Source organism: Achromobacter sp. ISS7, assembly GCF_056523125.1.
Window position 1 is genome coordinate 4,102,236 of record NZ_JAWRZD010000001.1, and the last position, 22,782, is coordinate 4,125,017.

21 protein-coding genes and 1 tRNA gene are annotated in these 22,782 nt (G+C 68.1%); 6 read left to right on the plus strand and 16 right to left on the minus strand.

Annotation, left to right across the window (positions count from 1 at the left end; all coding sequences use genetic code 11):
- Positions 1 to 13 precede the first annotated feature (13 nt).
- Positions 14 to 1,585 carry a glutamate--cysteine ligase gene (gshA, locus tag AC1HFW_RS18475; protein WP_006392593.1) on the plus strand — a complete coding sequence of 524 codons (1,572 nt, stop codon included), beginning with the start codon at positions 14 to 16 and terminating at the stop codon, positions 1,583 to 1,585.
- A 38-nt stretch (positions 1,586 to 1,623) separates the two neighbouring features.
- Positions 1,624 to 2,145: a lipocalin family protein gene (locus AC1HFW_RS18480; RefSeq protein WP_006392592.1), complete on the plus strand. Its 522-nt coding sequence runs from the start codon at positions 1,624 to 1,626 to the stop codon at positions 2,143 to 2,145.
- Between the two features lie 40 nt (positions 2,146 to 2,185).
- Here AC1HFW_RS18480 and AC1HFW_RS18485 read toward each other — a convergent pair whose 3' ends face one another.
- The 13 genes from AC1HFW_RS18485 to AC1HFW_RS18545 form a co-directional block, all read right to left on the minus strand.
- Positions 2,186 to 3,130: a M14 family metallopeptidase gene (locus AC1HFW_RS18485; RefSeq protein WP_479284767.1), complete on the minus strand. Its 945-nt coding sequence runs from the start codon at positions 3,128 to 3,130 to the stop codon at positions 2,186 to 2,188.
- Positions 3,131 to 3,219: 89 nt separating this feature from the next.
- A complete protein-coding gene (locus AC1HFW_RS18490) occupies positions 3,220 to 4,209 on the minus strand; it encodes a Bug family tripartite tricarboxylate transporter substrate binding protein (RefSeq protein ID WP_479284769.1) in 990 nt (329 codons plus the stop codon).
- 159 nt (positions 4,210 to 4,368) lie between these two features.
- Positions 4,369 to 5,283 (minus strand): LysR family transcriptional regulator, encoded by a 915-nt coding sequence (locus AC1HFW_RS18495; protein WP_479284770.1) that lies wholly within the window; start codon positions 5,281 to 5,283, stop codon positions 4,369 to 4,371.
- A 25-nt stretch (positions 5,284 to 5,308) separates the two neighbouring features.
- The gene (locus AC1HFW_RS18500) at positions 5,309 to 6,193 is read right to left on the minus strand and encodes an alpha/beta hydrolase (protein WP_006392588.1); all 885 of its coding nucleotides are present in this window, start codon (positions 6,191 to 6,193) and stop codon (positions 5,309 to 5,311) included.
- Positions 6,186 to 6,947, minus strand: a complete 762-nt coding sequence (locus AC1HFW_RS18505) for a GntR family transcriptional regulator (protein ID WP_479284772.1) — start codon at positions 6,945 to 6,947, stop codon at positions 6,186 to 6,188. Before AC1HFW_RS18505 ends, AC1HFW_RS18500 begins: the two co-directional genes overlap by 8 nt.
- Positions 6,948 to 7,036: 89 nt before the next feature.
- The gene (locus AC1HFW_RS18510) at positions 7,037 to 8,074 is read right to left on the minus strand and encodes a carbon-nitrogen hydrolase family protein (protein ID WP_241066859.1); all 1,038 of its coding nucleotides are present in this window, start codon (positions 8,072 to 8,074) and stop codon (positions 7,037 to 7,039) included.
- Between the two features lie 20 nt (positions 8,075 to 8,094).
- Entirely contained in the window at positions 8,095 to 8,787 is a 693-nt protein-coding gene (locus AC1HFW_RS18515; RefSeq protein ID WP_006392585.1) for an ABC transporter ATP-binding protein, read from the minus strand.
- The gene (locus AC1HFW_RS18520) at positions 8,774 to 9,529 is read right to left on the minus strand and encodes an ABC transporter ATP-binding protein (RefSeq protein WP_049070886.1); all 756 of its coding nucleotides are present in this window, start codon (positions 9,527 to 9,529) and stop codon (positions 8,774 to 8,776) included. Before AC1HFW_RS18520 ends, AC1HFW_RS18515 begins: the two co-directional genes overlap by 14 nt.
- A gap of 109 nt (positions 9,530 to 9,638) precedes the next feature.
- Positions 9,639 to 10,625 carry a branched-chain amino acid ABC transporter permease gene (locus AC1HFW_RS18525; RefSeq protein WP_035359928.1) on the minus strand — a complete coding sequence of 329 codons (987 nt, stop codon included), beginning with the start codon at positions 10,623 to 10,625 and terminating at the stop codon, positions 9,639 to 9,641.
- On the minus strand, positions 10,622 to 11,536 hold the full coding sequence (locus AC1HFW_RS18530; RefSeq protein WP_006392582.1) for a branched-chain amino acid ABC transporter permease: 915 nt from the start codon (positions 11,534 to 11,536) through the stop codon (positions 10,622 to 10,624). Before AC1HFW_RS18530 ends, AC1HFW_RS18525 begins: the two co-directional genes overlap by 4 nt.
- A complete protein-coding gene (locus tag AC1HFW_RS18535; RefSeq protein WP_006392581.1) occupies positions 11,533 to 12,702 on the minus strand; it encodes an ABC transporter substrate-binding protein in 1,170 nt (389 codons plus the stop codon). Before AC1HFW_RS18535 ends, AC1HFW_RS18530 begins: the two co-directional genes overlap by 4 nt.
- Before the next feature lie 58 nt (positions 12,703 to 12,760).
- Positions 12,761 to 13,672, minus strand: a complete 912-nt coding sequence (locus AC1HFW_RS18540; protein WP_006392580.1) for a fumarylacetoacetate hydrolase family protein — start codon at positions 13,670 to 13,672, stop codon at positions 12,761 to 12,763.
- Between the two features lie 90 nt (positions 13,673 to 13,762).
- A complete protein-coding gene (locus tag AC1HFW_RS18545) occupies positions 13,763 to 14,887 on the minus strand; it encodes a cupin domain-containing protein (protein WP_006392579.1) in 1,125 nt (374 codons plus the stop codon).
- 208 nt (positions 14,888 to 15,095) lie between these two features.
- On the opposite strand from AC1HFW_RS18545, the gene AC1HFW_RS18550 reads away from it, so the two are divergent.
- Positions 15,096 to 15,356 carry a hypothetical protein gene (locus AC1HFW_RS18550; protein ID WP_006392578.1) on the plus strand — a complete coding sequence of 87 codons (261 nt, stop codon included), beginning with the start codon at positions 15,096 to 15,098 and terminating at the stop codon, positions 15,354 to 15,356.
- 230 nt (positions 15,357 to 15,586) lie between these two features.
- Here the strand turns inward: AC1HFW_RS18550 and AC1HFW_RS18555 are convergent, their stop codons facing one another.
- Positions 15,587 to 16,702 (minus strand): porin, encoded by a 1,116-nt coding sequence (locus tag AC1HFW_RS18555; RefSeq protein WP_479284776.1) that lies wholly within the window; start codon positions 16,700 to 16,702, stop codon positions 15,587 to 15,589.
- A gap of 460 nt (positions 16,703 to 17,162) precedes the next feature.
- Between AC1HFW_RS18555 and AC1HFW_RS18560 the strand changes: the two genes are divergently transcribed.
- Together AC1HFW_RS18560 and AC1HFW_RS18565 are read left to right on the plus strand one after the other, a co-directional pair.
- The gene (locus tag AC1HFW_RS18560; protein WP_479284778.1) at positions 17,163 to 18,644 is read left to right on the plus strand and encodes an MFS transporter; all 1,482 of its coding nucleotides are present in this window, start codon (positions 17,163 to 17,165) and stop codon (positions 18,642 to 18,644) included.
- Between the two features lie 130 nt (positions 18,645 to 18,774).
- On the plus strand, positions 18,775 to 19,656 hold the full coding sequence (locus AC1HFW_RS18565) for a LysR substrate-binding domain-containing protein (RefSeq protein WP_479284780.1): 882 nt from the start codon (positions 18,775 to 18,777) through the stop codon (positions 19,654 to 19,656).
- 229 nt (positions 19,657 to 19,885) lie between these two features.
- Here AC1HFW_RS18565 and AC1HFW_RS18570 read toward each other — a convergent pair.
- Positions 19,886 to 19,960: transfer RNA gene (locus AC1HFW_RS18570), tRNA-Arg, on the minus strand.
- 230 nt (positions 19,961 to 20,190) lie between these two features.
- Here AC1HFW_RS18570 and AC1HFW_RS18575 point away from each other — a divergent pair.
- On the plus strand, positions 20,191 to 21,105 hold the full coding sequence (locus AC1HFW_RS18575) for a c-type cytochrome (protein WP_479284782.1): 915 nt from the start codon (positions 20,191 to 20,193) through the stop codon (positions 21,103 to 21,105).
- Between the two features lie 88 nt (positions 21,106 to 21,193).
- Here the strand turns inward: AC1HFW_RS18575 and AC1HFW_RS18580 are convergent, their stop codons facing one another.
- Positions 21,194 to 22,765: a 3-hydroxyacyl-CoA dehydrogenase gene (locus AC1HFW_RS18580; RefSeq protein ID WP_479284784.1), complete on the minus strand. Its 1,572-nt coding sequence runs from the start codon at positions 22,763 to 22,765 to the stop codon at positions 21,194 to 21,196.
- Positions 22,766 to 22,782 lie beyond the last annotated feature (17 nt).

A 22,782-nucleotide genomic window follows, 5' to 3' on the forward strand; every position in this document is an offset into this window, starting at 1 on the left:
TCGAGAAGATTCCGTGACTGATACCGCCGCCCAACGCCTCGCCCGCCTAGAGGCCAACCGCTCGCTCCTGACCCAGACCCTGCGGGGTATCGAGAAAGAAGGCCTGCGCGTCGACGAGCAAGGCATCCTGGCCCGCACGCCGCACCCGGCCGGGCTCGGCTCCGCGCTGACCAACGAACACGTCACCACCGACTATTCGGAATCGCTGCTCGAACTGATCACCGGCACGCACGACAACGTCGAGGCCCTGCTGGCCGAGCTGACCGCCACCCACCGCCACGTCTACAGCGTGCTGGACCACGAGCTGATCTGGAACCAGTCCATGCCGGCCACCCTGCCGGGCGAGGCCGACATTCCCATCGCCTGGTACGGCACCTCCAACACCGGCATGCTCAAGCACGTCTATCGCCGCGGCCTGGCCGAGCGCTACGGCAAGACCATGCAGTGCATCGCCGGCGTCCACTACAACTTCTCGCTGCCCGAGGCGCTGTGGTCGGTGCTCGATACCCAGCCCGGCACCGACCAGGATCGGCGCTCGCGCGGCTACATCGGCCTGATCCGCAATTTCACGCGCTATTCCTGGCTGCTGATGTACCTGTTCGGCGCGGCGCCGGCGCTGTCGCGCGACTTCCTGCGCGATGGCGAGCACGGCTTGCAGCACCTGGGCCAGCACACCCTGTACCTGCCCTACGCCACCAGCCTGCGCATGAGCGACCTGGGCTACCAGAACAAGGCCCAGTCGCAGCTCAAGCTCTGCTACAACGATCTCGATACCTTCCTCGGCCGCCTGTACGACGCGGTCACGCAGCCGTGGCCCGATTACCAGAAGCTCGGCACGCATCGCGACGGCGAATGGATCCAGCTCAACACCAACGTGCTGCAGATCGAAAACGAGTATTACTCGAGCATCCGCCCCAAGCGCGCCACCGGCCGTTGCGAACGCCCGATCACCGCGCTGGCCGAGCGCGGCGTGCAGTACGTGGAAGTGCGCTGCCTGGACATCAATCCCGAATCGCCGGTGGGCATCGACGCCGACACCAGCCGTTTCGTCGACGCCTTCCTGCTGTTCTGCGCCGCCTCCGACAGCCCCTTCTTCCCCGCCAACGGCTACTGTCAGCGCAGCGCCGACAACTTCTCCACCGTGGTCAAGGAAGGCCGCAAGCCCGGCCTGCAACTGGACCGCGACGGCAAGGCCATCGGCCTGGCGCAGTGGGGCCAGGAACTGCTGGACCAGATCGCGCCCTACGCGGCCTTGTACGACTCGGCCCTGGGCGGCAGCGCCTATGCCGACAGCCTGGCCGCGCAGCGCGCCAAGCTGGGCCAGCCCGATGCCACGCCGTCCGCGCGCCTGCTGGCCGCGCTGACCGCCAGCGGCGAATCGTTCCATGACTTTTCGCTGCGCCAGAGCCGCGAGCATGCGCAGGCCCTGCGCGCCCAGCCGCTGCCGGCGGACGTGGCGGCCGAATACCGCCAGGGCGCGCTCGACTCCAGCGCCGAACAGCTGCGCCTGGAGCAGTCCGACGACGTCGATTTCGACACCTACGTCGCCCGCTATCACGCCGCGCTGAAGGCCCCGCGCAAATAAGGCGTATCGTTAGGGTTTTGGATCAGGAGACTTTCCCCATGCGCCGCATCGCAACATTATTGCTGGCCCTGGCCGCCAGCGCGGCGGGGATCTCCCACGCCGCGCCGCCGCCCATGCAAACCGTGGAGTCGGTCGACCTGAAGCGCTATGCCGGCATGTGGTACGAGATCGCCAACTTCCCGATGTTCTTCCAGCGCAACTGCGTTGGCGACACCACCGCCGAGTACACCCTGCACCCCGACGGCACCGTCGGCGTGAACAATCGCTGCCGCACCAAGGACGGCGACATCGACTCGGCCTCGGGCACCGCCACGGTGGTCGAGGGCAGCAACAACGCCAAGCTCGAGGTCTCGTTCTTCAAGCCCATCAAGGGCGACTACTGGGTGATCGGGCTGGATCCGGACTACCGCTGGGCGGTGGTCGGCACCCCCGACCGCAAGTACCTGTGGATCCTGTCGCGCTCGCCGCAACTGCCCAAGGAAGACCTGGACCGCGCCCTGGCCGCCGCGACGGCGCAGGGTTACCAGCTCGACGAATTGCGCTACACGCCGCAGAAGTGATGTAGCGGCATGGCCGGTCCCGCGGCGCGGCCCGCGGCATTCAACCCGCGTAGTCGCGCGCCAATCGCACCACCGTCACGCCCGGCTTGAGCTGGCGCAGCGACGGCATCACCAGCGTGCAGCGGTCATAGGGCGACACGATCGCCCGGCCGTCGGCCCAGCCGATCACCGATCCCGCCTTCTCCAGCGTCTCCAGGCCTTGCCAGGGCTGCGAGAAGGTGACGTCCATCGACGGCGCCACCACCGCGTCGGTCACTTCCAGCACGCGCTGCGCGGTGGCGTCGGGCCGCAGCCAGCCGGCCGGGAGGTCGGCGGCATCCACCACGTCCGAGGCGACCAGCATGCGCGCCACCATGTCGCGCGCGACGTCGCGCGCCGCCGGGTCGCCGTGGAAACCGCATTCGATCAGCAGCGCGCAGGCCGTGTCGCGCGCCGCATCGCCGAACTGCGCGAAGTCGCGCATGCGCACGCCGTCCTTGTGGCCGGCGTCCACGATCACGTGTTGCGGCGCCTTCAGGCGCCGCGCCAGGGCGATGTTGCGCGGCAGGACGCCGGTCAGCAGCAGCGGCGCGCCGGGCTCGTGCATCGAGTGCAGGTCCAGCAGCCAGTCGGCGCGCTCGACCCACGGGCGCAATTGCGCCGCCCGCTGGCGGTCGCTGCTGGTGGGCGAGTCCAGGCGCTCGGCGCTCCAGACGCGGTTCATGTCTTCGTCGACGAAACGCGACGCGTCATGGCGCGCCAGGTCGAAGCGGTCGAAGGCCGGCAGGTTGCAGAACGCCAGCGTCAGCCCGCCGCGGCGCGGCCGCAGGCCCGCCGCCAGCAGGTCCTTCAGGGCCCAGGCGCCGCACAGCTCGTTGCCGTGCACCAGCGCGGACAGCATCAGCGTGCGGCCGGGCACGCCCGAGTCGAAGTGCCAGACGCCCGGCGTGTCGGTATTGCCCAGGCGCTCGGCGGCCAGGTCGGGAACGGGAAGCGTGAAATCCATGGAATAGCCTGCGTTGATGCGGTGATGGGTCGGTCTGGATGTGCCGGCGGCCGCTCCAGGGCGGCCGCCGGCACGGGAAGGAATCGCGCTTACTGCGCCTCGATCTTGGCCGCCTTGACCAGCGCGCCGTACTTGCGCGTCTCGGCGGCCTGCGAGGCCACCGGATCCAGGCCCGGCTGCGCCAGCACGCCGCCGGCTTCCAGCATCTTGGCGCGGAACTGTTCCGACTTGAGCGTATCCGCCAGCGCCTCGCGCAGCTTGGCGGCCACCGGCTCCGGCAGGCCGGCCGGGCCATACAGCGAGAACGTGATGCTGAGGTCGACCGCCTCGAAGCCCGGGGTCTCGGCCAGCGCGGGAATGTCCGGCGCCACCGGCGAACGCTTGGGCTGCGTCACGCCCAGCGCCACGATCTTGTCGGCGCGCACTTGCGGCAGGCCCGAAGACAGCACCAGCATGCCGAAATCCAGCTGGCCGCTCATCAGGTCGGTCACCAGCGGCGACACGCCCCGGTACGGGACATGCTCGGCGCGCGTACTGGTTTCCTGGTTGATCATCTCGCCGGCCAGGTGCAGCGTGGTGCCGACGCCCGACGAACCGTAATTGAAGCTGCCCGGCGCCGTGGCGCGCAGCTTCTGCAGATATTCGGCGGCGGTCTTCACGCCGGAATTCTTGCTGGCCGCCAGCACCATCGGTTGCGTGGCGATCACGCCGAGGGCGGTGAAGTCCCTGGCGCCGTCGTACTTGACGGCATTGTTGATCATGCGGGCGACGACCATTTCATTGGTCGATCCCAGCAGCAGCGTGTAGCCGTCGGGCGTGGCGCGGGCCACGCGCTGCGCGCCGATGGTGCCGCCGGCGCCGCCGGCATTCTCGACCACCACGCTCTGGCCGATGCGCTTGGCCAGCTCCTCGCCGAACAGCCGCGCGGTCAGGTCGACGCTGCCGCCGGCCGGATAGCCGACGATCAACGAGACCGGGTGGTCGGGGTAGCCGGCGGCGATGGCCGGCGCGGCGATCAACGAGGCGGCGGCACAGAGCGCGACCGACGCGCCGCGCAAGGCGTGCGGAACGAATTTCATGAATTTCTCCCTGGGGTGCTGAGGCGGACGGCGGCGCCGTCTCGTTCGAGTTTCGGGAGACATTCTGCGCGTGGACCGGCGGCATGACGTGCCGAGTCGGCACATTTCCGTGCTAATTCAGCTCGCCCGACCCGCCCGTGCGGGCGGCGACGCGGCGCCTCAGGCCTTGCGATTGGCGGTGGCTTCCCAGGCCGCCTCGGCCAGATCGGCCAGCCGCGCCCGCGAGCGGTACAGCCGCACCTCGAAGGCGATCTCGTCGCTGCGCCCGCCCAGCGACACCAGCGTGCCGCGGCGGCAGTCGGCCGCCACCATCGACCACGGCAACCAGGCCACGCCCAATCCCTTGAGCGCCGCGCCATGCGCGGCATCGAGCGAATCGATGCGCACGAACGGCGTAAGCGCGTAGGGCGTGGATTCGAGCCGGTCGCCCAGGATGCGTTCCATCGACAGGCCGCCGGCGTAGGTGATCAGCGGCACCGCCTGGCCGCCCTCGCTCAGCACGTAGCGGGCGCGGCCACGGCCGTCGGCCTGGCTGACCGGCACCAGCTTGTCGGTGCCCAGGGTCATGTAGCGGTAGCGCACCGGGTTGAGCTGCATCGACAGCGCGGGGTGCTCGTAACAGCACAGCAGGTCGACCTTGCCCTGCTCCAGCCGCATCGCCATGTCTTCCATCTTGCCGGTGGAAATCTCCAGCTGGGTGCCTTCGACCAACACCTTCGGCGCGCGGTGGCGCAGCCGCGCGATCCAGTCGCCCACCACGGTGCGCGACAGGCTGCGGCCGGTGGCGATGCGCAGCACCGCCTCGCCGCCCGCGCCGGAACTGCGGATGCGATGGCGCACCAGCCCCATCTGCTCGACCACCTGGGTGGCGGTCTTGAGCAGCGCCTCGCCCTCGGCGGTCAGCGTCACCGGCACGCGCTGGCGCTCCACCAGCGGCGCGCCGGCCCAGACCTCGAGGGCGCGGATGCGGCGGCCGAAAGCCGGATGCGTGACGTGCCGCGCCTCGGCGGCGCGCACGAAACTGCCGCTCTGCGCCAGCGCGATCAGGTCTTCCAGCAGTTTCAGGTCGGCCATGGCGCGCCCGTATCCGTCAACCCGCTCAGGCTTGCGCCAGGCCCATCATCGCCAGGGTGGCGCGGGTCAGGTCGCTGGCCGGATCCTCCAGCTCGTTCACCAGGTCGAAGTGGTTGCAATGCGGCGTCGGGATGCGCGTGGCTTGCAGGCCGGCGCCGGTCCAGGCGCGCTCGAAGGCTTCGGTCTGGTTCTTGAAACCCTGGGTCTCCAGGCCGCCGACCGCCAGCAGCATCGGGCCGGCGCGTTCGGGCAGGTTGAAGATCGGGCTGTGACGCGCGGCCTGTTCCGGCGTCAGCCGCAGCCAGGTATTGGGCAGGACGTCGCACAACGGCCGCAGGTCGAACAGGCCGCTCAGCGCCAGCGTGCCCTTGACCACGTCGTCCGGCACGCCGTAGCTCGCCGGCCAGGCGGGCGCGGCCAGCATCGCGGCCAGGTGGCCGCCGGCCGAGCTGCCGCCGACGTAGATGCGCTCGGGATCGACGCCGTACGCCGCCGCGTTGTGATACAGCCAGGCCAGCGCCGAGCGCATCTCGCGCACGATTTCCGGCAGCGTCGCTTCGGGCGCCAGCGTGTATTCGGGCACCGCCACCGCGGCGCCGGCCGCGTTGAAGGCCTCGGCCATGACCGGCGCGTCTTCCTTGCGCTGCGCGCGCCAGTAGCCGCCGTGGATGAACACGAACAACGGCGCCGGACCGCGGTTGGCGGCGGGCAGGAACAGGTCCAGCCGCTCGTCCTGGCCCATGCCGTAGCGCAGGTTCAGCAGGCCTGGGCGGCGCGACTTCACCGCGGCGGCAGATTCGGCGTAGCGGCGCACGCAGGCGTCGAAGTCCGCCACCGACTCGCGGGCGTTGTATTGCACCTCGCGCTCGGCGATGGTGGGAAAAAAGAGATCGATGTCCGCGTCACGCATGAATGGCCTGCCTGTCGTCCTGGGAAATGATGTGTTCGATGAACTGCGCCGTCTTGCGGTAATGCGCCGCCAGCATCGCCACCGAACGCTCGACGTCGCGCGACAGCGCGGCATCGAGCAACTGGCGGTGCTCGTCGTCGACATTGCGTTCGGGGCCGTAGGCCGTGGCGCCGGCACGCGCCGGGCGGCGGTAGCGCTCGGTCTGCGCGTACAGCTGCGTGGACAGGTCCAGCAGCCAGTGCGAGCGGCAGGCGCCGATCAGCGCGTGGTGGAAATCCAGGTGGCGCGCCTCGAGCGATTCCTCCAGCTCCTGGCTGGGCGGCACGGCCTCGCCGGCGCGCTGCGCGGCCAGTGTCAGCGCGTGGTAGGCGCCAACCAGCCGCGCTTCCCAGGCATCGTCGGCATTGGCCAGCGAGCGCCGCAGCGCCTCGCAATCGATCAGGATGCGGGTTTCGCAGGCGTCCCACATTTCCTCGACCGACAGCGGCGCGATGCGAAAGCCGCGCGAGGTGGTGGTGATCACCATGCGTTCGCTGCGCAACCGGTTCAGGGCCTCGCGGATCGGGGAAAAGCTGCTGCCGTAGCGCTGCTTGAGCAATTCCAGGCGCAGCGACTGCCCGGGCGCGAACGCGCCGCTCATGATGTCGCGCCGGAGCAGGCGGTAGACCTGCTCGGACAGCGTGATTTCCTCTACCTCGGCGTTCCCGTCGGCTCCGGGCTCGTCCTGGCGGGAAGCTTTGATTCTTGGCTTCAACGTGCTCTCCAGATGTCAGCGGCCGGCTGGCCGGCCCCGGGGCCAGCGGGCGCTCAGGCGGCCCATTCTACCCGCCGGCCTGGCCGTGCTCACCCGCGCGCCTCGCGCGGCGTTTCCGGCTGCGGATCGAGGTCCCAGCCCGCCTCGTCGCCTGCCGGTCCGTCCTGGTCGTCGTAGCGCGCCGCCTGCAGCGGACGCCGGTTCACGCGCAGGTCGAACACGTCGAAACGGTTGTAGTGGCCGACGATGTCGTGCATCTGGCGCGGCTGGATGCAGCGCGACAGGTCGATGTCGGCGTAGACGATGCCCTCGTCGTCGATCAGCGGCTCGCCGATGACGCGGCCGTCCGGCCCCAATATCCCCGAAAAGGCGCTGTTGCGGCGCGCCAGCATCTCGCGCGCTTCCGGATGGCTGGCGCTGATGGCGTCCTGGATCTCGGTGGAAATGGTCGAGCACGACACCACCGTGAACACCTTGCCCTCGAACGAATGCGCCGCCGCCCGCAGGCGGATGGCCTCGGCCATGTCGTAATCGGGCGGCGCCACCGGCAGCGAGATATAGCTGGCGACGTGCACCATTTCACCCTGCGCCAGCAGCGAAAACCGCGCCAGCGTGTTGGTGTTCTCGCCGCAGGCCAGCCCGCCGAGCTTGCCGACCGAGGTGTCGTAGACGCGCAGCGATTCGCCGTCGCCATGCGCCCAGGTGAGCTTTTCGGCCCAGGTCGGCACCAGCTTGCGATGGCGGCCCAGGACGCGGCCCTCTTCGTTGATGAAGACCATGGTGTTGTAGATCGTGCCCACGCCATGGCGGCTGCGCTCGTTCACGCCCACCACCACGTTGACGCGGTGCTGGCGCGCCGCCTGGGCGATGCGGCGGATCTCCGGGCCGGGCAGTTCGATGGCGCTCTTGCAGAGTTTTTCGAACCAGGGGCTGCCCTGCACCGGGTTCATCACCCAGCTCCAGTAGGGATAGGCCGAGACGAACACCTCGGGAAAGGCCACCAGGCTGGCGCCGTTGCCGGCGGCCTCGGCGATCAGCGCGCAGGTCTTGTCGACGGTGGCGTCGGTGTCCAGGAAAACCGGGGCCGCCTGGACGGCGGCGGCCTTGAAGACGGGCAGGTTCAACATGCGTGTGGCTCCTATTGCGGTCAGATGCCGAGATAACGTTGCGCCAGTTCGGGCTGCGCGGACAGTTCCGCGGGCGCGCCCGACCAGGCCACGCGGCCCTTGTCGACGATGTAGTGGCGGTCCACCAGCGTCGCCATCTCGGGCAGGTTCTTGTCGATCACCAGGATGGTCTGGCCCTCGGCCTTCAAGGCCCGCAGGCAACGCCAGATTTCCTGGCGGATCAGCGGCGCCAATCCTTCGGTGGCTTCGTCCAGGATCAGCAGCTTGGGATTGGTCATGAGCGCGCGGCCCACCACCAGCATCTGCTGCTCGCCGCCCGACAGCGTGCGCGACGATTGCGCGCGGCGCTCCTTCAGGCGCGGAAACAGCGTGTAGACCCGCGCCAGGTCCCAGCCGCCCGGCGCGGCGCGCGAAGTGGCCACCAGGTTCTCTTCCACCGAGAGCGAGCCGAACACGCGCCGTCCTTCCGGTACCAGGCCCACGCCCAGCCGCGCCACGACGCTCGGCGCCGGCCGCGCCAGCGTCTGGCCACGGAACCGCACCTGGCCGCCGGTGGCCGGCAGCATGCCCATCAGCGTCTTGATGGTGGTGGTCTTGCCCATGCCATTGCGGCCGATCAGCGAAATCACCTCGCCCTCGGCGGCCTCGAAGGCCATGCCGAACAGCACCTTGCTCGACCCGTAGCCGCCGGTCAGGCCCTCAACCTTCAACATGTTCTTCTCCCAGGTAGGCGGCGCGCACTTCCGGATGGCGCCGCACCTCGTCGGGCGCGCCGCTGAACACCACCTTGCCGTAGACCAGCACGCTGATGCGGTCGGCCAGCGCGAACACCGCGTCCATGTCGTGCTCCACCAGCAGGATGCCGTAGTCGCCCTTCATGCCCAGCAGCAGGCGCGTCATGCGCGCGGATTCCTCCGGCCCCATGCCGGCCATGGGCTCGTCCAGCAGCAGCAGGCGCGGCGAGCGCGCCAGGGCCACCGCCAGTTCCAGCTGGCGTTTCTCGCCGTGCGCCAGGTCGGCGGTGCGCACGTGGCGCCGGTCCGCCAGGCCGACGTGCGTCAGCCACTGCATCGCCTGCGCCTTCAGGCCCGCGTCGCGGCGCGGATCTGACCAGGCGCCAAAGGCGCGGCCGCCCTTGAGCATGCTGGACAGGATGACGTTTTCCAGCGCGGTGTATTCCTGGCACAGCTCGGTGATCTGGAACGAGCGGCCCAGCCCCAGGCGGGCGCGCTCGAAGGCGCGCAGCGCCGTCACGTCGCGCCCGTCCAGCTCGATGGTGCCCGAGTCCGGCCGGATCTCGCCGCAGATCTGCGCGATCAGCGTCGACTTGCCGGCGCCGTTCGGGCCGATGATGGCGTGGATCTCCCCGGCGCGCACGTCCAGGTCCACGCCGTTGGTGGCGACGACCGCGTCGAAGGCCTTGCGCAGCCCGGATAGACGCAACAGCGTCTGCATATCAGTCGTCTGCAATGGCGATGCCTCATCGGGATGCCGCGGAGCCGGCTCCGCCGGTCCGCTGGCATGCCCCCTGGAGGGGGAAGCGCGCAGCGCTTCGGGGGTGGGCTCAATCAGCATGGCGCGTCTCCAGCAGGCGGCCGAACAATCCTTTTTGGCCCCACAACACCACGAGCACCAATACCGGCCCCATGTACAGCAGCCAATGCTCGGTCAGCGACGACAGCATCTGCTCCAGCCCCAGGAACACCGCCGCGCCCGCGATCGGCCCCAGCAGCGTGCCCACGCCGCCGAGGATGACGATGGCCATCAGCTCGCCCGACTTGGTCCAGGCCGCCATGTCGGGCGTCACCAGCCCCGCGTAGTTGGCCCACAGCACGCCCGCCAGCCCCGTGCCCACCGCCGACAGGACGAAGGCGCTCAGGCGGTACGGCGTGGGCGCCACGCCCAGGTTGATGGCGCGCCGCTCGCTCTGGCGCAGCGCCTGCAGCACCATGCCGAAGCGCGAGTTGGTGATGCGGATGCACAACAGCGTCCAGGCGGTCAGCAGCGCCAGGCAGACGTAGTAGAACGTCAGTGGGTTCTCCAGGTTCAGGCCCGGCAGCACGTTGCGTTGCGAGATCATCAGGCCGTCGTCGCCGCCATAGAACTGCAGCGACACCAGGATGAAATACACCATCTGCCCGAACGCCAGCGTGATCATGATGAACTGCACGCCGCGCGTGCGCAGCGCCAGGTAGCCGAACAGCCAGCCCGCCAGCGCGCACACCACCATGGCGATCGGCCACACCACCAGCGCGGCGTTGCTGCCGGCCCAGCCGAACAAGGGACCGGCCTCGGTGGTGTGGAAGGCGATGATGCCCACCGCATAGCCGCCCAGCCCGAAGAACATCGCATGGCCGAAGCTGACCATGGCGCCGTAGCCGATCACCAGGTCCAGGCTGACCGCGGCCAGGCCGTAGATCAGAAAGCGCGTCACCACGCCGATCAGGAAGGGCGTGTCGGTGGCCGCCGCCGCGCCCGGCAGCGCCAGCAGCAGGATCAGCCCGGCCAACCCCCAGCGCGCGCGATTCGAAAGTGTCTTTGCCATCATCATCCTCGCGCCGGGAACAGGCCGCCCGGCTTGGCGATCAGCACGATCGCCATCAACACATAGATACTGGCCGACGCCAGGCCCGCCGCCAGGGGATCCGCCGTGGCCGGCGAGAACACCGCGCCCAGCAGCTGCGGCAGGAAGGCCCGCCCCATGCTGTCGACCATGCCGACCAGCAGGGCTCCGGCCAGCGCGCCGCGCACCGAGCCCACGCCGCCGATCACGATGACCACGAAAGTGGTGATCAGGATGCGCTCGCCCATGCCGATCTCCACCGCCAGCAGCGGCGCGGCCATCACGCCCGCCAGTCCGCACAGCAGCGCGCCCAGGCCGAACACCAGGGTGTAGAGCTTCTTGATGTCCACGCCCAGCGCGTCGACCATTTCACGGTCGTCGGCGCCGGCGCGGATCAGCATGCCGATGCGGGTGCGGTTCACCAGCCACCACAGCCCCACGGCCACCAGCGCGCCCACGGCGATGAACGACAGCCGGATCAACGGATACTGGAAGCCCGGCGCCAGCGTCACCGCGCCCTCCAGGAAGGACGGGATGCCCACCAGCGGCGGGCGCCGGCCGAAGATCAGGCTGACCGCCTCATTGGAGAACAGCAGCAGGCCGAAGGTGGCCAGCACCTGGTACAGGTGGTCGCGCTTGTACAGCTTGCGGATCACCAGCACCTCCACCGACAGGCCGTACAGCCCCGCCCCCAGCAGCGCCGCCAGCACGCCCGCCAGGAACGAGCCGGTGGTGCCGATGGCGTAGGCCGCGCAGTACGCGCCCACCATGTAGAACGAGCCGTGGGTCAGGTTCACCACGCCCATGATCCCGAAGATCAGGGTCAGCCCGGCGGCGAGCAGGAACAGCATCGCGCCGAACTGCAGCCCGTTGAGCAACTGTTCGAAGAGCAATGTCATGACGGCATCTTGCAGAATTGGGCGTAGGCGTCTTTGTCATCGGACACCAGCTTGCGCACCAGGTGCGGCGACAGGCCGCCATCGGCATCTTTCTCGATGCGCATCAGGTACAGGTCCTGCACCGGGTGCTGGTTGGTGTTCATGCTGAACTTGCCGCGCAACGAGGCGAACTCCGGCTTGCGCAGCGCCGCGCGGAACTCGGCCTGGCGCGACAGGTCGCCGCCGGTGGCCTTCAGGCCGACGCCGATCAATTGCGCCGTGTCATAGGCCTGCATGGCGTAGTCGGTGGGCACGCGGCCGTAGGCTTCCTTGAACGCCTGCACGAAAGCCTTGGACTGCGGATTGTCGAAGTCCTGCGACCAGATGCCGGTGATGTAGGCGCCCTGCGCCGCGTCGCCGGTGGCCTTGATCATGCGCGCGTCCATCGAGAAGCTCGGCATCAGCATCGGCACGGTCTTGTTCAGGCCCGCCGCGGCGTACTGCTTGACGAAGTTGATGCCGGTGCCGCCCGGATGGAACTGATAGACGGCGTCGGGCGCCAGCGACCGCACCCGCGCCAGCTCGACCGAGAAGTCCGACTGGTCCAGCTTGGTGTAGATCTCGGCCACCACCTCGCCCTTGTAGGTGCGCTTGAAGCCCTCGATGGCGTCGCGCCCGGCCTGGTAGTTGGGCGCCAGCAGCGCCACGCGCTTGTAGCCCAGCTCGTTGGCGGCCACGCCGCCCGCCGTGTGGAAGGCATCGTTCTGGTACGAGGCGACGAAATAGTTCTGATCGCACTTCTCACCGGCGAAGCTGGACGGGCCGGGGTTCAGGCTGACGTAGAACGCGCCCGACTTGACCACGCCCGGCGCCACCGCCGCCAGCACGTTGGAGAAGTTCACGCCGGTGAACAGCTTGATGCCCGACTGCAGCATGCGGTCGGCCGCCTGCTTGGCGTTGGCCGGCTTGAGGCCGTCATCCTCGATCACCAGCTGCACCGGCACCCCGCCCAGCTTGCCGCCGCCTTGCTTGATCGCCAGGTTGAAGGCGTCGCGCTCGTCCTCGCCGATGTAGCCGGCCGGCGTCGACAGCGTGGCGATGAAGCCGATCTTGACCGGTTCGGCCGCATGCGCCGCGCCACCCAGCGTCCAGGCCAGGCCCGCCGCCAACATTGTTTGCTTGATCATTGTTTTCCCCTTGGAGACCGCCGCGCGCGCCGCCCCGCGGCGCGCGCTGGAATTTCGCCTAGACCGCCACCACCGGATGGCGCAGCGTGCCGATGCCTTCCACGCACGCCACCACCACGTCGCCCGGCCACAGCCATTCCTGCGGCTTGCGGCCCGCGCCCACGCCTTCGGGCGTGCCGGTGGCGATGATGTCGCCCGGCTCCAGCGTGATGCCGGCGCTGATGTCCGAGATCAGGAACGGCACCTTGAACAGCATGTGGCGCGTGTTCGAGCCCTGCTTCTTCTCGCCGTTGACCGTCAGCCACAGGTCCAGCACCTGCGGATCGGGGATCTCGTCGGCCGTGACGATGCAGGGGCCGAACGGGGCGTAGGTGTCCTGGCCCTTCGAATAGATCCACTGGCCGGCGCGGCGGCAGTCGCGCGCGCTCATGTCCAGCATCACGCTGTAGCCGAACACGTACGACAGCGCATCGGCCTCGGCCACGCGCGTGGCGCGGCGGCCCATGATCACCGCCAGCTCGACTTCCCAGTCCAGCTGCTGGGTGATCTTGGCGTTGTGCTCGATGGCGTCACCCGGCCCGATCACGGTGGTGGGCGGCTTGGAGAAGATCACCGGCTGCTTGGGCAGGTCGGCCGAGGTATCGAGCGTGCGGCTCGATTCCGCCACGTGCTCGACGTAGTTCAGGCCGATGCCGAAGATGTTCTTGCGCGGACGCGGAATCGGCGCCAGCAGCTTGACGTTCTCCTGCGGCAGCGCGGTGCCCACGGGCCAGGCGCCGCGGTACGACTCCATCAGCTTCGAGGCTTGCGCCACGGCCACGGGCCCCAGGTCGATGAAGGCCAGCATGTCGTCCGGCAGCGCCACGCCGCCGGCCTCGCCCAACAGGGCCAGGTCGATCACATAGCCTTCGGCCAGCGCGCCCAGGCGGGCGGCGGCGGTGGGATGGGCGCGAAAAGTTACCAAGCGCATAGGAACTCCAGGAAATTCAAGACGAGTTGAGACAGGCGCCCGGCTCGCGCCGGGCGGCGGATGAAAATTCAGTGGGGTTGGCGCCAGCCGCTAGATCAGTTTCTGGTGGCCGTCGTTGTCCTTGACCGCTTCCTCGCGGTAGAGCGCCAGCGCGCGCATCACCGGCAGGTCGTTGAAGCAGAACAGGCAGGCGTCATCGTTGGACGACAGGTTGGCGTGCTCGTGCACGGCCCACGACGGCACACAGAAGATGTCGCGCTCGGTCCAGTCGTAGCGCTTGCCGTCGATGACCGAAAAGCCGCTGCCCTTGGCCACCTGGTAGAGGAAGCTGCCGGTGTGGCGGTGCGCCTTGGTGTGCTCGCCCGGACGCAGCAGCTGCATGCTGGCGCCGATGGTCGGCATGACCGGACCGCCGGTGGCGGGGTTGACGTATTCCATCAGGATGCCGTCATAGGGGCTGCCCGCCGACACCCGCGCATGGCGGCGCAGCGCTTCGTAGGTGGGCTCCCATTCGTACTTGAACAGCGGCGAATACGGCTTGGTCCAGCCGGTCGTCTGCGGCCGCAGCGCCGCGCTGCCCCACAGGGCGCTGGTGTCGTCGACCGGATAGGTCACGGTCTGGTTCAGGTCGGGATGCACGGCATAGAAGCCGGCCTCGAACGCGTTGACCAGCGGGATGTCCAGCCCGTCCTGCCAGATGCAGGTGGTGCCATCCTCGGCCACGCCGTGTTCGTGCCAGGTGCCGTTGGGCGTGAGCACGAAGTCGTTCGCGCCCAGCGTCATCTTGTGGCCGTCCACCACCGTGAAGGCGCCCTTGCCTTCCATGATGAAGCGCAGCGCCGAATGCGAGTGCTTGTGCGCCGACGCCAGCTCGCCCGCCCGCATCACCTGCAGGCCCGAATACAGCCAGCCGACGGCGGCGGCAACGTCACGCCGGCCCGGGTTGTTCAGGTAGATCACGCGGCGGCCGGCCTCTTCCGGCGACACCAGCTCGGCCGAGCGCAACACATGGCCGCGCAACTCCTGGTAGCGCCAGACCACCGGCACCGACGCCGAGCGCGGCGCCCACGGCTCGATCTTGTTGGCCACCGTCCAGAGCGCGCCGGTCTCGAGCCGCGCCAGCTCCTGGTAATAGGCGATGCGCTCCGGCGAGTCCGCCACGTTGGCGCGGCCGGCGGTGTCTTCCCGGTAGGCGTCGTACCTGTTCGCTTCCATTCCCTTGCCTCTTTTTTATAAAAATCAGAAGATTTTCGAAAATATTAGAGGCGAGCGGGCATTTGGGCAATCTTTGCGCGCTAGGGGTTTTCCTGGGTCGGCGACCCCGTCCCGAAAATATTTGTGGGACGGCGAAAAACACTGTACAAAAACACAGTGCAACATGCTACATTTCGCTCGCCCGCACAACGTCGTCCAGGAGACTCCTGTGTCCGAAGCCGCTCAAATCGCCCAGACCCACGTCGTCCAATACATCGTCATTCCCTACCGCGCCGCCGCCAATGGCGTCGCCCCCGGAGAAATCCGCCCCGCCAGCAGCGAGTTCGGCGCCATCCGCATCGCCAACTCCATGGCCTCCAAGTTCGCCGGCGTGGCCGCCTACGAGGTCATGATCGACAAGGAAACCGGCGACATGGAGTCGCCCCGCATCCTCGCCCAGATCGGCACCGTGCCGTCGCTCGACGACTGACCTTCGAGCCGAAAGCAAAACGCCGCCGGCATCTGCATGCCGGCGGCGCACATGCCGCTTCGGGGAGCTCATCCCACACAGGGTTGGGGTGAGCGGACTGAGAGTGGAGCTAGGGAGGTGGCCGCTTTTTTCGCGTCTGTGGCCGGGTAAGACGCCCAGTCCGCTCAATGCAACCGCGGCATCCGGCGACGCGCAACCCGCGCGCGCCGCCGGACGAGGCGAATCGCCGCTTAGAAGCGGTGACGCACGCCGACCATGCCGACGGTGCTCTTCAGGCCGTCGACGAACGCGAAGTTCGTGGCGTACGAACCCAGCGCGTACAGGTTGGTGCGCTTGGACAGGTTGTAGGTGTAGCCCAGGCTGTAGATGTTCATGGTCGCGTCGTCGCCGGTCAACTTGGTGTTGTTGGCGTCAGCACGCTGCCACGAAGCCATGATGCTGCCAGCGCCGCCGACCGGGGCCGACAGGCCGACCAGGTACGAGTTCGACTTGAAGTCCTTGGCGACCACGTTCGAGCTGAAGCTCTTGCCCGACGGGTTGACCGCGCTGCTGAAGTTGTTCAGCGATTGGCCGGTGAACCAGCCGTCGCGGGTCTGGCCGTAGGCCAGCGCCAGCTTGACCACTTCGAAGTCATACGAACCGCCGATGATCCACTGCTTCGGCTTCTCGTCGGAACCGAGCTGGTTGGCCATGTTCAGCTGGTCATACGTCAGGGCCACGTTCAGGGGGCCGTTGGCGTAGCGAATACCGGTGGTGATCGCGCGGGTGTTGTCGGCGGTCTTGAAGCCGGTCTGCGCGGCGGTCGTGTCGGCCACGTTGAACGAGTAGCCCAGGCCGAACTGGAAGCCGCTGAACGACGGGGTCTGGTACATGACCATGTTGTCGTGGCGGACCGTGTTGGCGGCGCCGAAGGCGGCACCGACGTTGGCCTGGCCGTAGCTGGCGCCGAACGGGTCGATCGCGGCGATGTACTTCGACGCGATGTTGGTCTGGCGACCGAATTCCAGCAGGCCCCACGAATCAGCCTTCAGGCCGACGGTGGCCTGGCGGCCGAACAGGCGGCTGCTTTGGCCCGACTGGCCGTTGGCCGAGTTGAAGCCGCTTTCCAGCGTGAACACGGCGCTCAGGCCGTCGCCCAGGTCTTCGGCGCCACGCAGGCCCCAGCGCGAACCGCTGGACAGACCGTTGGACATGCCGACCTTCGATTCCTTGTAGCCGTCGTTGCCCTTGATGCGCTGGAAGCCCACGCCGGTGTCGATCAAGCCATACAGCGTCACCGAGGTTTCAGCGTGCGCGACGCCCGACTGGGCGGCGAACAGGGCGGTGACGATCAGAGTCTTTTTCATTACAGATTCCCGTTGATTGAACAGACATGCGCATGCGAGTCGGCAAGCAGCACAAGCAGCAACTCGGCACATGACGGGACGAAGTCTAAAAACGCTGTATGTCAGTTTTTGAGACATCGCGAAAAACAATGCCCGATTCGCGAATTCAGGCGTTTTTGTGGCGCGAGACGCACACACGACAATGCATCACGGCATGCGCGCAAGCCTGTCATACCCGCATGCTATTTATGAGGAATCACGCAACGACGACAGGCATACCTTCTTCACGTTCCCCAGGAATCCACCGACTTCAGTATTCGGAAATTCCGAATTATTCAGCGATTCCCGTTTATTGAACCCTGTGCGCGGCGATGCTGAAATGAGCGCGGCTGGTCACCCGGCCCCACGCTTACAGGACATCATCTTGCCAACGGCACTCCCCTCTCCCGCCCTTTCCGCAGCCCCATCGCGAGACCGCGCCGTGCTGCTCGTCGCCTCCGCGGGTTGCGCGATGACGGTGCTGGACGCCAACGTCGTCGGCGTGGTCCTGCCGGCCATCGCCCGCGATTTGAACGCCTCGTTCGCCGACATCGAGTGGGTGATCAGCGCTTACGTCCTGTGCTTCGCGGCAATGCTGCTGCCTGCCGGCTCGATTGCCGACCGCTATGGCCGCAAACGCGTGTTCAAGCTGGGCATCCTGGCATTCGCCGCGACCTCGCTGTTCTGTGGCCTGGCCCCCTCGGCCACGGTGCTGTACCTGGCGCGGGCGGGCCAGGGCCTGAGCGCCGCCTTCCTCCTGGCTCCCGCGCTGGCCGTCATCGGCAATGCGTTCCACCAACCCGAGGCGCGCAACCGGGCCTGGGCGGCCTGGGGCGGCGTGATGGGCCTGACGATGGTGCTGGCGCCGTTGCTGGGCGGCCTGATCGGCAGCCTGCTGGGCTGGCGCTGGGCCTTCAATATCAACCTGCCGATCTGCGTCATCCTCTATCTGGCGGCGTGCGGCTGCATCGATGAATCGCGCGAGCCGGACAACCGCCCGCTGGATACGGTCGGCATCCTGTTCTTCACCGGCTCCATGTTTTCCGCCACCTGGCTGCTGATCGTGGGGCCGGCCATCGGCTGGCGCAGCCCGGCGGTGGCCATCGTCGCGGTCCTCGGCCTGCTGTGCCTGAGTGCGTTCCTGCGTTCGCAATCACGCAATCCCCACCCGCTGGTGGAACTGGGACTGTTCCGCAGCAAGCCGTTCGTCGGCGCCGTCATCGCGATGTTCGCCTACGCCTCGACGGCGCAGGTGATGGCATCGGTGCTTCCCATGTACCTGCAGAACGCGCGCGGACAGACCGTACTGATGGCGGGCGCCAGCATGCTGCCCTTCGCGCTGGCGATGCTGGTGTTTCCCCACGTCGGCCGCAGACTGTCGGCGCGGCTGGATTCCCGCGGCGTGCTCAGCATCGGCCTCGCGGTGGTGGCGATCGGCAACCTGCTCATGATCCTGGCGACCCGGCAGGCCAGCGGCTATCCGCTGATCGGCAGCATGGCCATCCTGGGCATGGGCGGCGGCCTGCTCAACGGCGAGACGCAGAAGGCCATCATGAGCACCCTGCCCCATGGCCGCTCCGGCATGGCGTCGGGCATCAGCACCACGTCCCGCTTCACCGGCATCCTGCTGGGGTTCTCCGGCTTCGGCGCGGTGCTGGCAAGCAGCATCCACCACTACGCTGAGGCCGCGACGCAGCGCACCGGCCTGCACGTGGCCGCCAGCTACTACGACCAGGTCATCGCCGGCGATCTCGAGCGGGCAATGTCGGCCTACTCCCCCGCGGTGGCCGCGGTGCTGATGCCCATCGCCCGCGACAGCTACGCCGTCGGCTTCGCCAGCGCCTTCGCCCTGGCGGCGGCCATGGCCGCGGCTTGCGCGTTGGCGGTCCAGCTGTTGATGCGCGACGCCCGCCCCGCGCGCTGAGCGCGCGGGGCCGTGGCGACTCGCGCAGTGGCATGCGACCTGGCGCCATGCCGTCGCGCCAAGCCCGGTTGTGCCGGCCCGGGCAGCGATATGATGGCGTCACTTCCACCAACGCGGCAGGGGCCAGCGCATGGAGATCCGTCATCTGAAGGCCTTTGTGACGCTTGCCGGCACGCTGCACTTCGCCCAGGCTGCGGAACAGCTCGACCTGTCCGCGCCCACGCTGACCGCCCACATCCAGGAATTGGAGCGCGCGCTGCAGGTCCGCCTGTTCAACCGCACCAAGCGGTCCGTCGCGCTGACCTCGGCCGGCGAAGTCTTCCTGATCGAGGCGCGCAACACGCTCGAACAACTCGAACGTACCCTCAACGTCGGCCTGCGCGCCGGGCGGGGCGAGCTGGGCCGCGTCGAAATCGGCTATGTGGGCTCGGCGGTGTTCTTTGGCGTCCTGCAGGACCAATGCCGGCGCTACCACGCGGCCTGGCCCGACGTCCTGGTGCAGACCCGCGAAATGCCCACGGACCAACTGGCGAGCGCGCTCGAGGACGGCCGCATCGACATCGCCTTCGTGCGCATGCCGATCGCCCTGCCGCCCTCGATCGCCAGCCACATGCTGATCCGCGACCGGTTCTGCGTCGCGCTGCCCGCCGACCATCCGCTCGCATCGGCGACGGGCGCCATCGCCGCGCGCTCACTGGCCAGGGAAGCCTTCATCGTGCCCGAGCAGATCCTGGGCCTGCTGGAAGTGGCGCGGCGCGGGAAATTCACGCCCGATGTGGTGGCGGCTCCCGGCAGCCTGCTGACCGTGCTGACGCATGTCTCGCTCGGCATGGGCGTGGCCGTCGTGCCGAGCGTCCTGGTCGAGGTCATGAAACTGCCGAACGTCGTCTTCCGGGAACTGGCGGGCGCCGCCATCGATTCGGAGGTGGCCGCGCTCCACCGGCGGCATGAGCGCTCGCCGGCCGTGCGCCACTTCGTCGATCAGATCAAACGGACCACGGCCCGGGCATGACCCTGCGCGCGGCGCCGCCATGGCGAGACGCAAGCAACGGACCATACCGTCCGCACGGGGAAAAACGGGAGAAAGGAAAATCCGCCAGCAGGCGCTTGGTGACCGCATGTGCATGCGGCTGATTGGATGACCGGTTATTGAACCAGCCTGACCCAGCGCCATTCTTGACCGCGGTGCTTTTCGACGCGGCGCTTTTTTGGCGGTTTTTTGACGGGTCTTGCTTTGATATTGGCGCGCCCGACAGGAATCGAACCTGTATCAAGAGCTTCGGAAACTCTCATTCTATCCATTGAACTACGGGCGCAGCGCAAGGAGGCGGTATTGTACCTAGTTTTATGCGGTCTGCATGAAGTGGATCAATTATGGCCGCAAACTCATCGAAAACCCCTGTCCGGCCGTTGGACGAGTGTCCATGACACCGTTATATAATCCAGCGTTTGCTTGCAAGGCGGTCTGCTTTTGCCGCCCTTTGTGCAGTACTGATTTTCTGTTGCCGCCGCCAGGCGCCCCGGTACCCGTTAGCAGGATTTGGTCATGAGCAACGAGCAGGAACACATAGAAGAGCACTCCTCCCCCATCAAGACCCCGAAGCAACTGATCGTCACGGTCATTCTGGCCTTCGTGGTGCCCATCGCCATCATCATCCTATTGGTGAACATGGTGACCTCGGGCACCAAAGTGGGCGCCGGCTCGGATACGCTGTCCAGCGAAGCCGTCACTAAACGCATTGCCCCGGTAGCAGGTTTCGCCCTCGTCGACGCCAACGCGCCCAAGGTCTTCAAGACCGGCGAGCAAGTCTTCACCGCCGTCTGTACGGCCTGTCATACCGCCGGCGTCGCCGGCGCGCCGAAGATCGGCGACAACGCCGCGTGGGCGCCCTTCATCCAGTCCGGCTTCGACGCCATGATGAACGTGGCCCTGCACGGCAAGGGCGGCATGCCGGCCAAGGGCGGCAACCCGACGCTGTCCGACTTCGAAGTCGCCCGCGCCGTGGTCTACATGGCCAACAAGTCCGGCGGCTCGCTGCCCGAACCGGCCGCGCCCGCTGAAGAAGGCGCCAAGAAGGAAGCCGACGCCACGCCGGCAGCTGCCGCGCCGGCTGCTGCCGCTCCCGCGGCGGCTGCCCCGGCTCCTGTCGCGGCCGCACCTGCCGCAGCCGCACCGGCGCCTGCCGCCGCGCCCGCGCCGCAGCAGACCGCCGCGGTCAATCCCGCTGGCGAGAAGCTCTACAAGAGTGTTTGCTTCGCCTGCCACGCCACCGGCGTCGCCAATGCGCCCAAGTTCGGCGACAAGGCCGCCTGGGACCCGTACATCAAGACGGGCATGGACGCGATGGTCAAGGTCGCCATGCAGGGCAAGCCGCCCATGCCGCCCAAGGGCGGCGCGGCCAACGCCTCGGAAGACGACATCCGCGCGGCCGTGCAGTACATGGTGGACGCGGCCAAGTAAGCCCGCACGCCGGTCGTCCCGCGCGGCCACCGCGCAGGACGAAAAAAAGCCCCTCGATGCATCGAGGGGCTTTTCATTTGGCGTGGCCTCAATCGGCCGCGGATGTCTTCAGCAGCGACATGCCCAGTTGCACGCGGCGCTGCAGCCAGAGGCTGGGGCGATAGCGCGGATCGCCCGTGACACGCTGCAGGCTCTTGAGGATCTCGAGGATGCGCTCGGCGCCCAGCGCGTCGCCCAGGGCCAGCGGACCCACCGGATAGCCCAGGCCCAGCGTCACGGCGCGGTCGATGTCTTCCGGCGTGGCGATCTGCTGCTGCGCGATGTCGGCGGCGATGTTGACGATCATGGCCACGATGCGCTGGGCCACGAAGCCCGGCGAATCCTCGACCACCGAGACCGGCACGCCGTCACCGGCCAGCAGCGCGTGCGCGGCGTCGCGCCACTTGTCCTGCGTGGCCGGCGACACCATCAGGGTGCGGCGGGCGGCCTTGTCGAACGCGTAAAGGGTGTCCAGGCCGACGCAACGCGCCGGATCCAGGCCCTGGACCGAGACGGTGGTGGACACGTCCTCGCCGAACGGCGTGACGATGATGAGCGTGTCGGCCGCCGGCGTGGAGCCGGAGACCAGCGGCGCGCCCAGCTTTTCCAGCAGCGCGGTGGCGCGCGCGTAGCCTTCCGGATGACGCGGGCTGACCCACACCTTCAGGCCTTCCGGCAGCGCCGGCACGGGCGGCTCGGCCGGCACCTGCTTCTGGCCGTCGACATACTTGTAGAAGCCCTCGCCGGCCTTGCGGCCGATCAGGCCGCCGGCCAGGCGCACGGTGGTGATGGGCGACGGACGGAAGCGCGGCTCGTCGAAGAACTGGCGGTAGATGGATTCCATCACAGGATGCGAGACGTCCAGCGCGGTCAGGTCCAGCAGCTCGAACGGGCCCATGCGGAAACCGGCCTGCTCGCGCATGATGGCATCGACCTGCGCGAAGCTCGCCACCGATTCCTGCGCCACGCGCAGGCCTTCGGTGTTCATGCCGCGACCGGCATGGTTGACGATGAAGCCGGGCATGTCCTTGGCGCGCACCGGCGTGTGGCCCATGCGGCGGGCCAGCTCGGCCAGCGCATCCCCGGTCTCGGGCGCGCTGCGCAGGCCGTCGATGACCTCGACCACCTTCATCAGCGCCACCGGGTTGAAGAAGTGATAGCCGGCGACGCGCTGCGGCAGCTTGCAGGCCGCGGCGATGGCGGTGATCGACAGCGACGAGGTATTGGAGGCCAGGATGCAATCATCGGCCACCACGCCTTCGAGGGCGGCGAACAGGTCGCGCTTGACGTCCAGGCGCTCGACGATGGCTTCGACCACCAGCTGGCATTGCGACATGTCGGTCAGCGCGGTGGCGGACTCGACGCGCGCCAGCGCGGCCTGCGCGTCGGCGGCGGTCAGCTTGCCCTTCTGGGCCAGCTTGTCCCAGGTCTGGCGCAGCGACTCGCGCGCGGCGGCCACGGCGTCGGCGCTGGTGTCGTACAGGCGCACGCGCAGGCCGGCCTGCGCCGCGATCTGGGCGATGCCCCGCCCCATGGCTCCGGCGCCCACGACGCCGATGGTTTGAATCTCCGTCATCAACTTCTCCTGCCTGTCATTGGAATGGTGTGTGCGCCGCGCCATGCGCGGCGACCGGACGT

Coding starts and splice junctions, on each gene's coding strand:
- AC1HFW_RS18510 (WP_241066859.1), bottom strand. CDS start 8,074: ATGTTGAACCTGCCCGTCTTCAAGGCCGCCGCCGTCCAGGCGGCCCCG.
- AC1HFW_RS18555 (WP_479284776.1), bottom strand. CDS start 16,702: ATGAAAAAGACTCTGATCGTCACCGCCCTGTTCGCCGCCCAGTCGGGC.
- AC1HFW_RS18565 (WP_479284780.1), top strand. CDS start 18,775: ATGGAGATCCGTCATCTGAAGGCCTTTGTGACGCTTGCCGGCACGCTG.
- AC1HFW_RS18545 (WP_006392579.1), bottom strand. CDS start 14,887: ATGGAAGCGAACAGGTACGACGCCTACCGGGAAGACACCGCCGGCCGC.
- AC1HFW_RS18525 (WP_035359928.1), bottom strand. CDS start 10,625: ATGATGATGGCAAAGACACTTTCGAATCGCGCGCGCTGGGGGTTGGCC.
- AC1HFW_RS18490 (WP_479284769.1), bottom strand. CDS start 4,209: ATGAAATTCGTTCCGCACGCCTTGCGCGGCGCGTCGGTCGCGCTCTGT.
- AC1HFW_RS18500 (WP_006392588.1), bottom strand. CDS start 6,193: ATGCGTGACGCGGACATCGATCTCTTTTTTCCCACCATCGCCGAGCGC.
- AC1HFW_RS18530 (WP_006392582.1), bottom strand. CDS start 11,536: ATGACATTGCTCTTCGAACAGTTGCTCAACGGGCTGCAGTTCGGCGCG.
- AC1HFW_RS18535 (WP_006392581.1), bottom strand. CDS start 12,702: ATGATCAAGCAAACAATGTTGGCGGCGGGCCTGGCCTGGACGCTGGGT.
- AC1HFW_RS18580 (WP_479284784.1), bottom strand. CDS start 22,765: ATGGCGCGGCGCACACACCATTCCAATGACAGGCAGGAGAAGTTGATG.
- AC1HFW_RS18575 (WP_479284782.1), top strand. CDS start 20,191: ATGAGCAACGAGCAGGAACACATAGAAGAGCACTCCTCCCCCATCAAG.
- AC1HFW_RS18540 (WP_006392580.1), bottom strand. CDS start 13,672: ATGCGCTTGGTAACTTTTCGCGCCCATCCCACCGCCGCCGCCCGCCTG.
- AC1HFW_RS18515 (WP_006392585.1), bottom strand. CDS start 8,787: ATGTTGAAGGTTGAGGGCCTGACCGGCGGCTACGGGTCGAGCAAGGTG.
- AC1HFW_RS18520 (WP_049070886.1), bottom strand. CDS start 9,529: ATGCAGACGCTGTTGCGTCTATCCGGGCTGCGCAAGGCCTTCGACGCG.
- AC1HFW_RS18485 (WP_479284767.1), bottom strand. CDS start 3,130: ATGGATTTCACGCTTCCCGTTCCCGACCTGGCCGCCGAGCGCCTGGGC.
- AC1HFW_RS18480 (WP_006392592.1), top strand. CDS start 1,624: ATGCGCCGCATCGCAACATTATTGCTGGCCCTGGCCGCCAGCGCGGCG.
- AC1HFW_RS18495 (WP_479284770.1), bottom strand. CDS start 5,283: ATGGCCGACCTGAAACTGCTGGAAGACCTGATCGCGCTGGCGCAGAGC.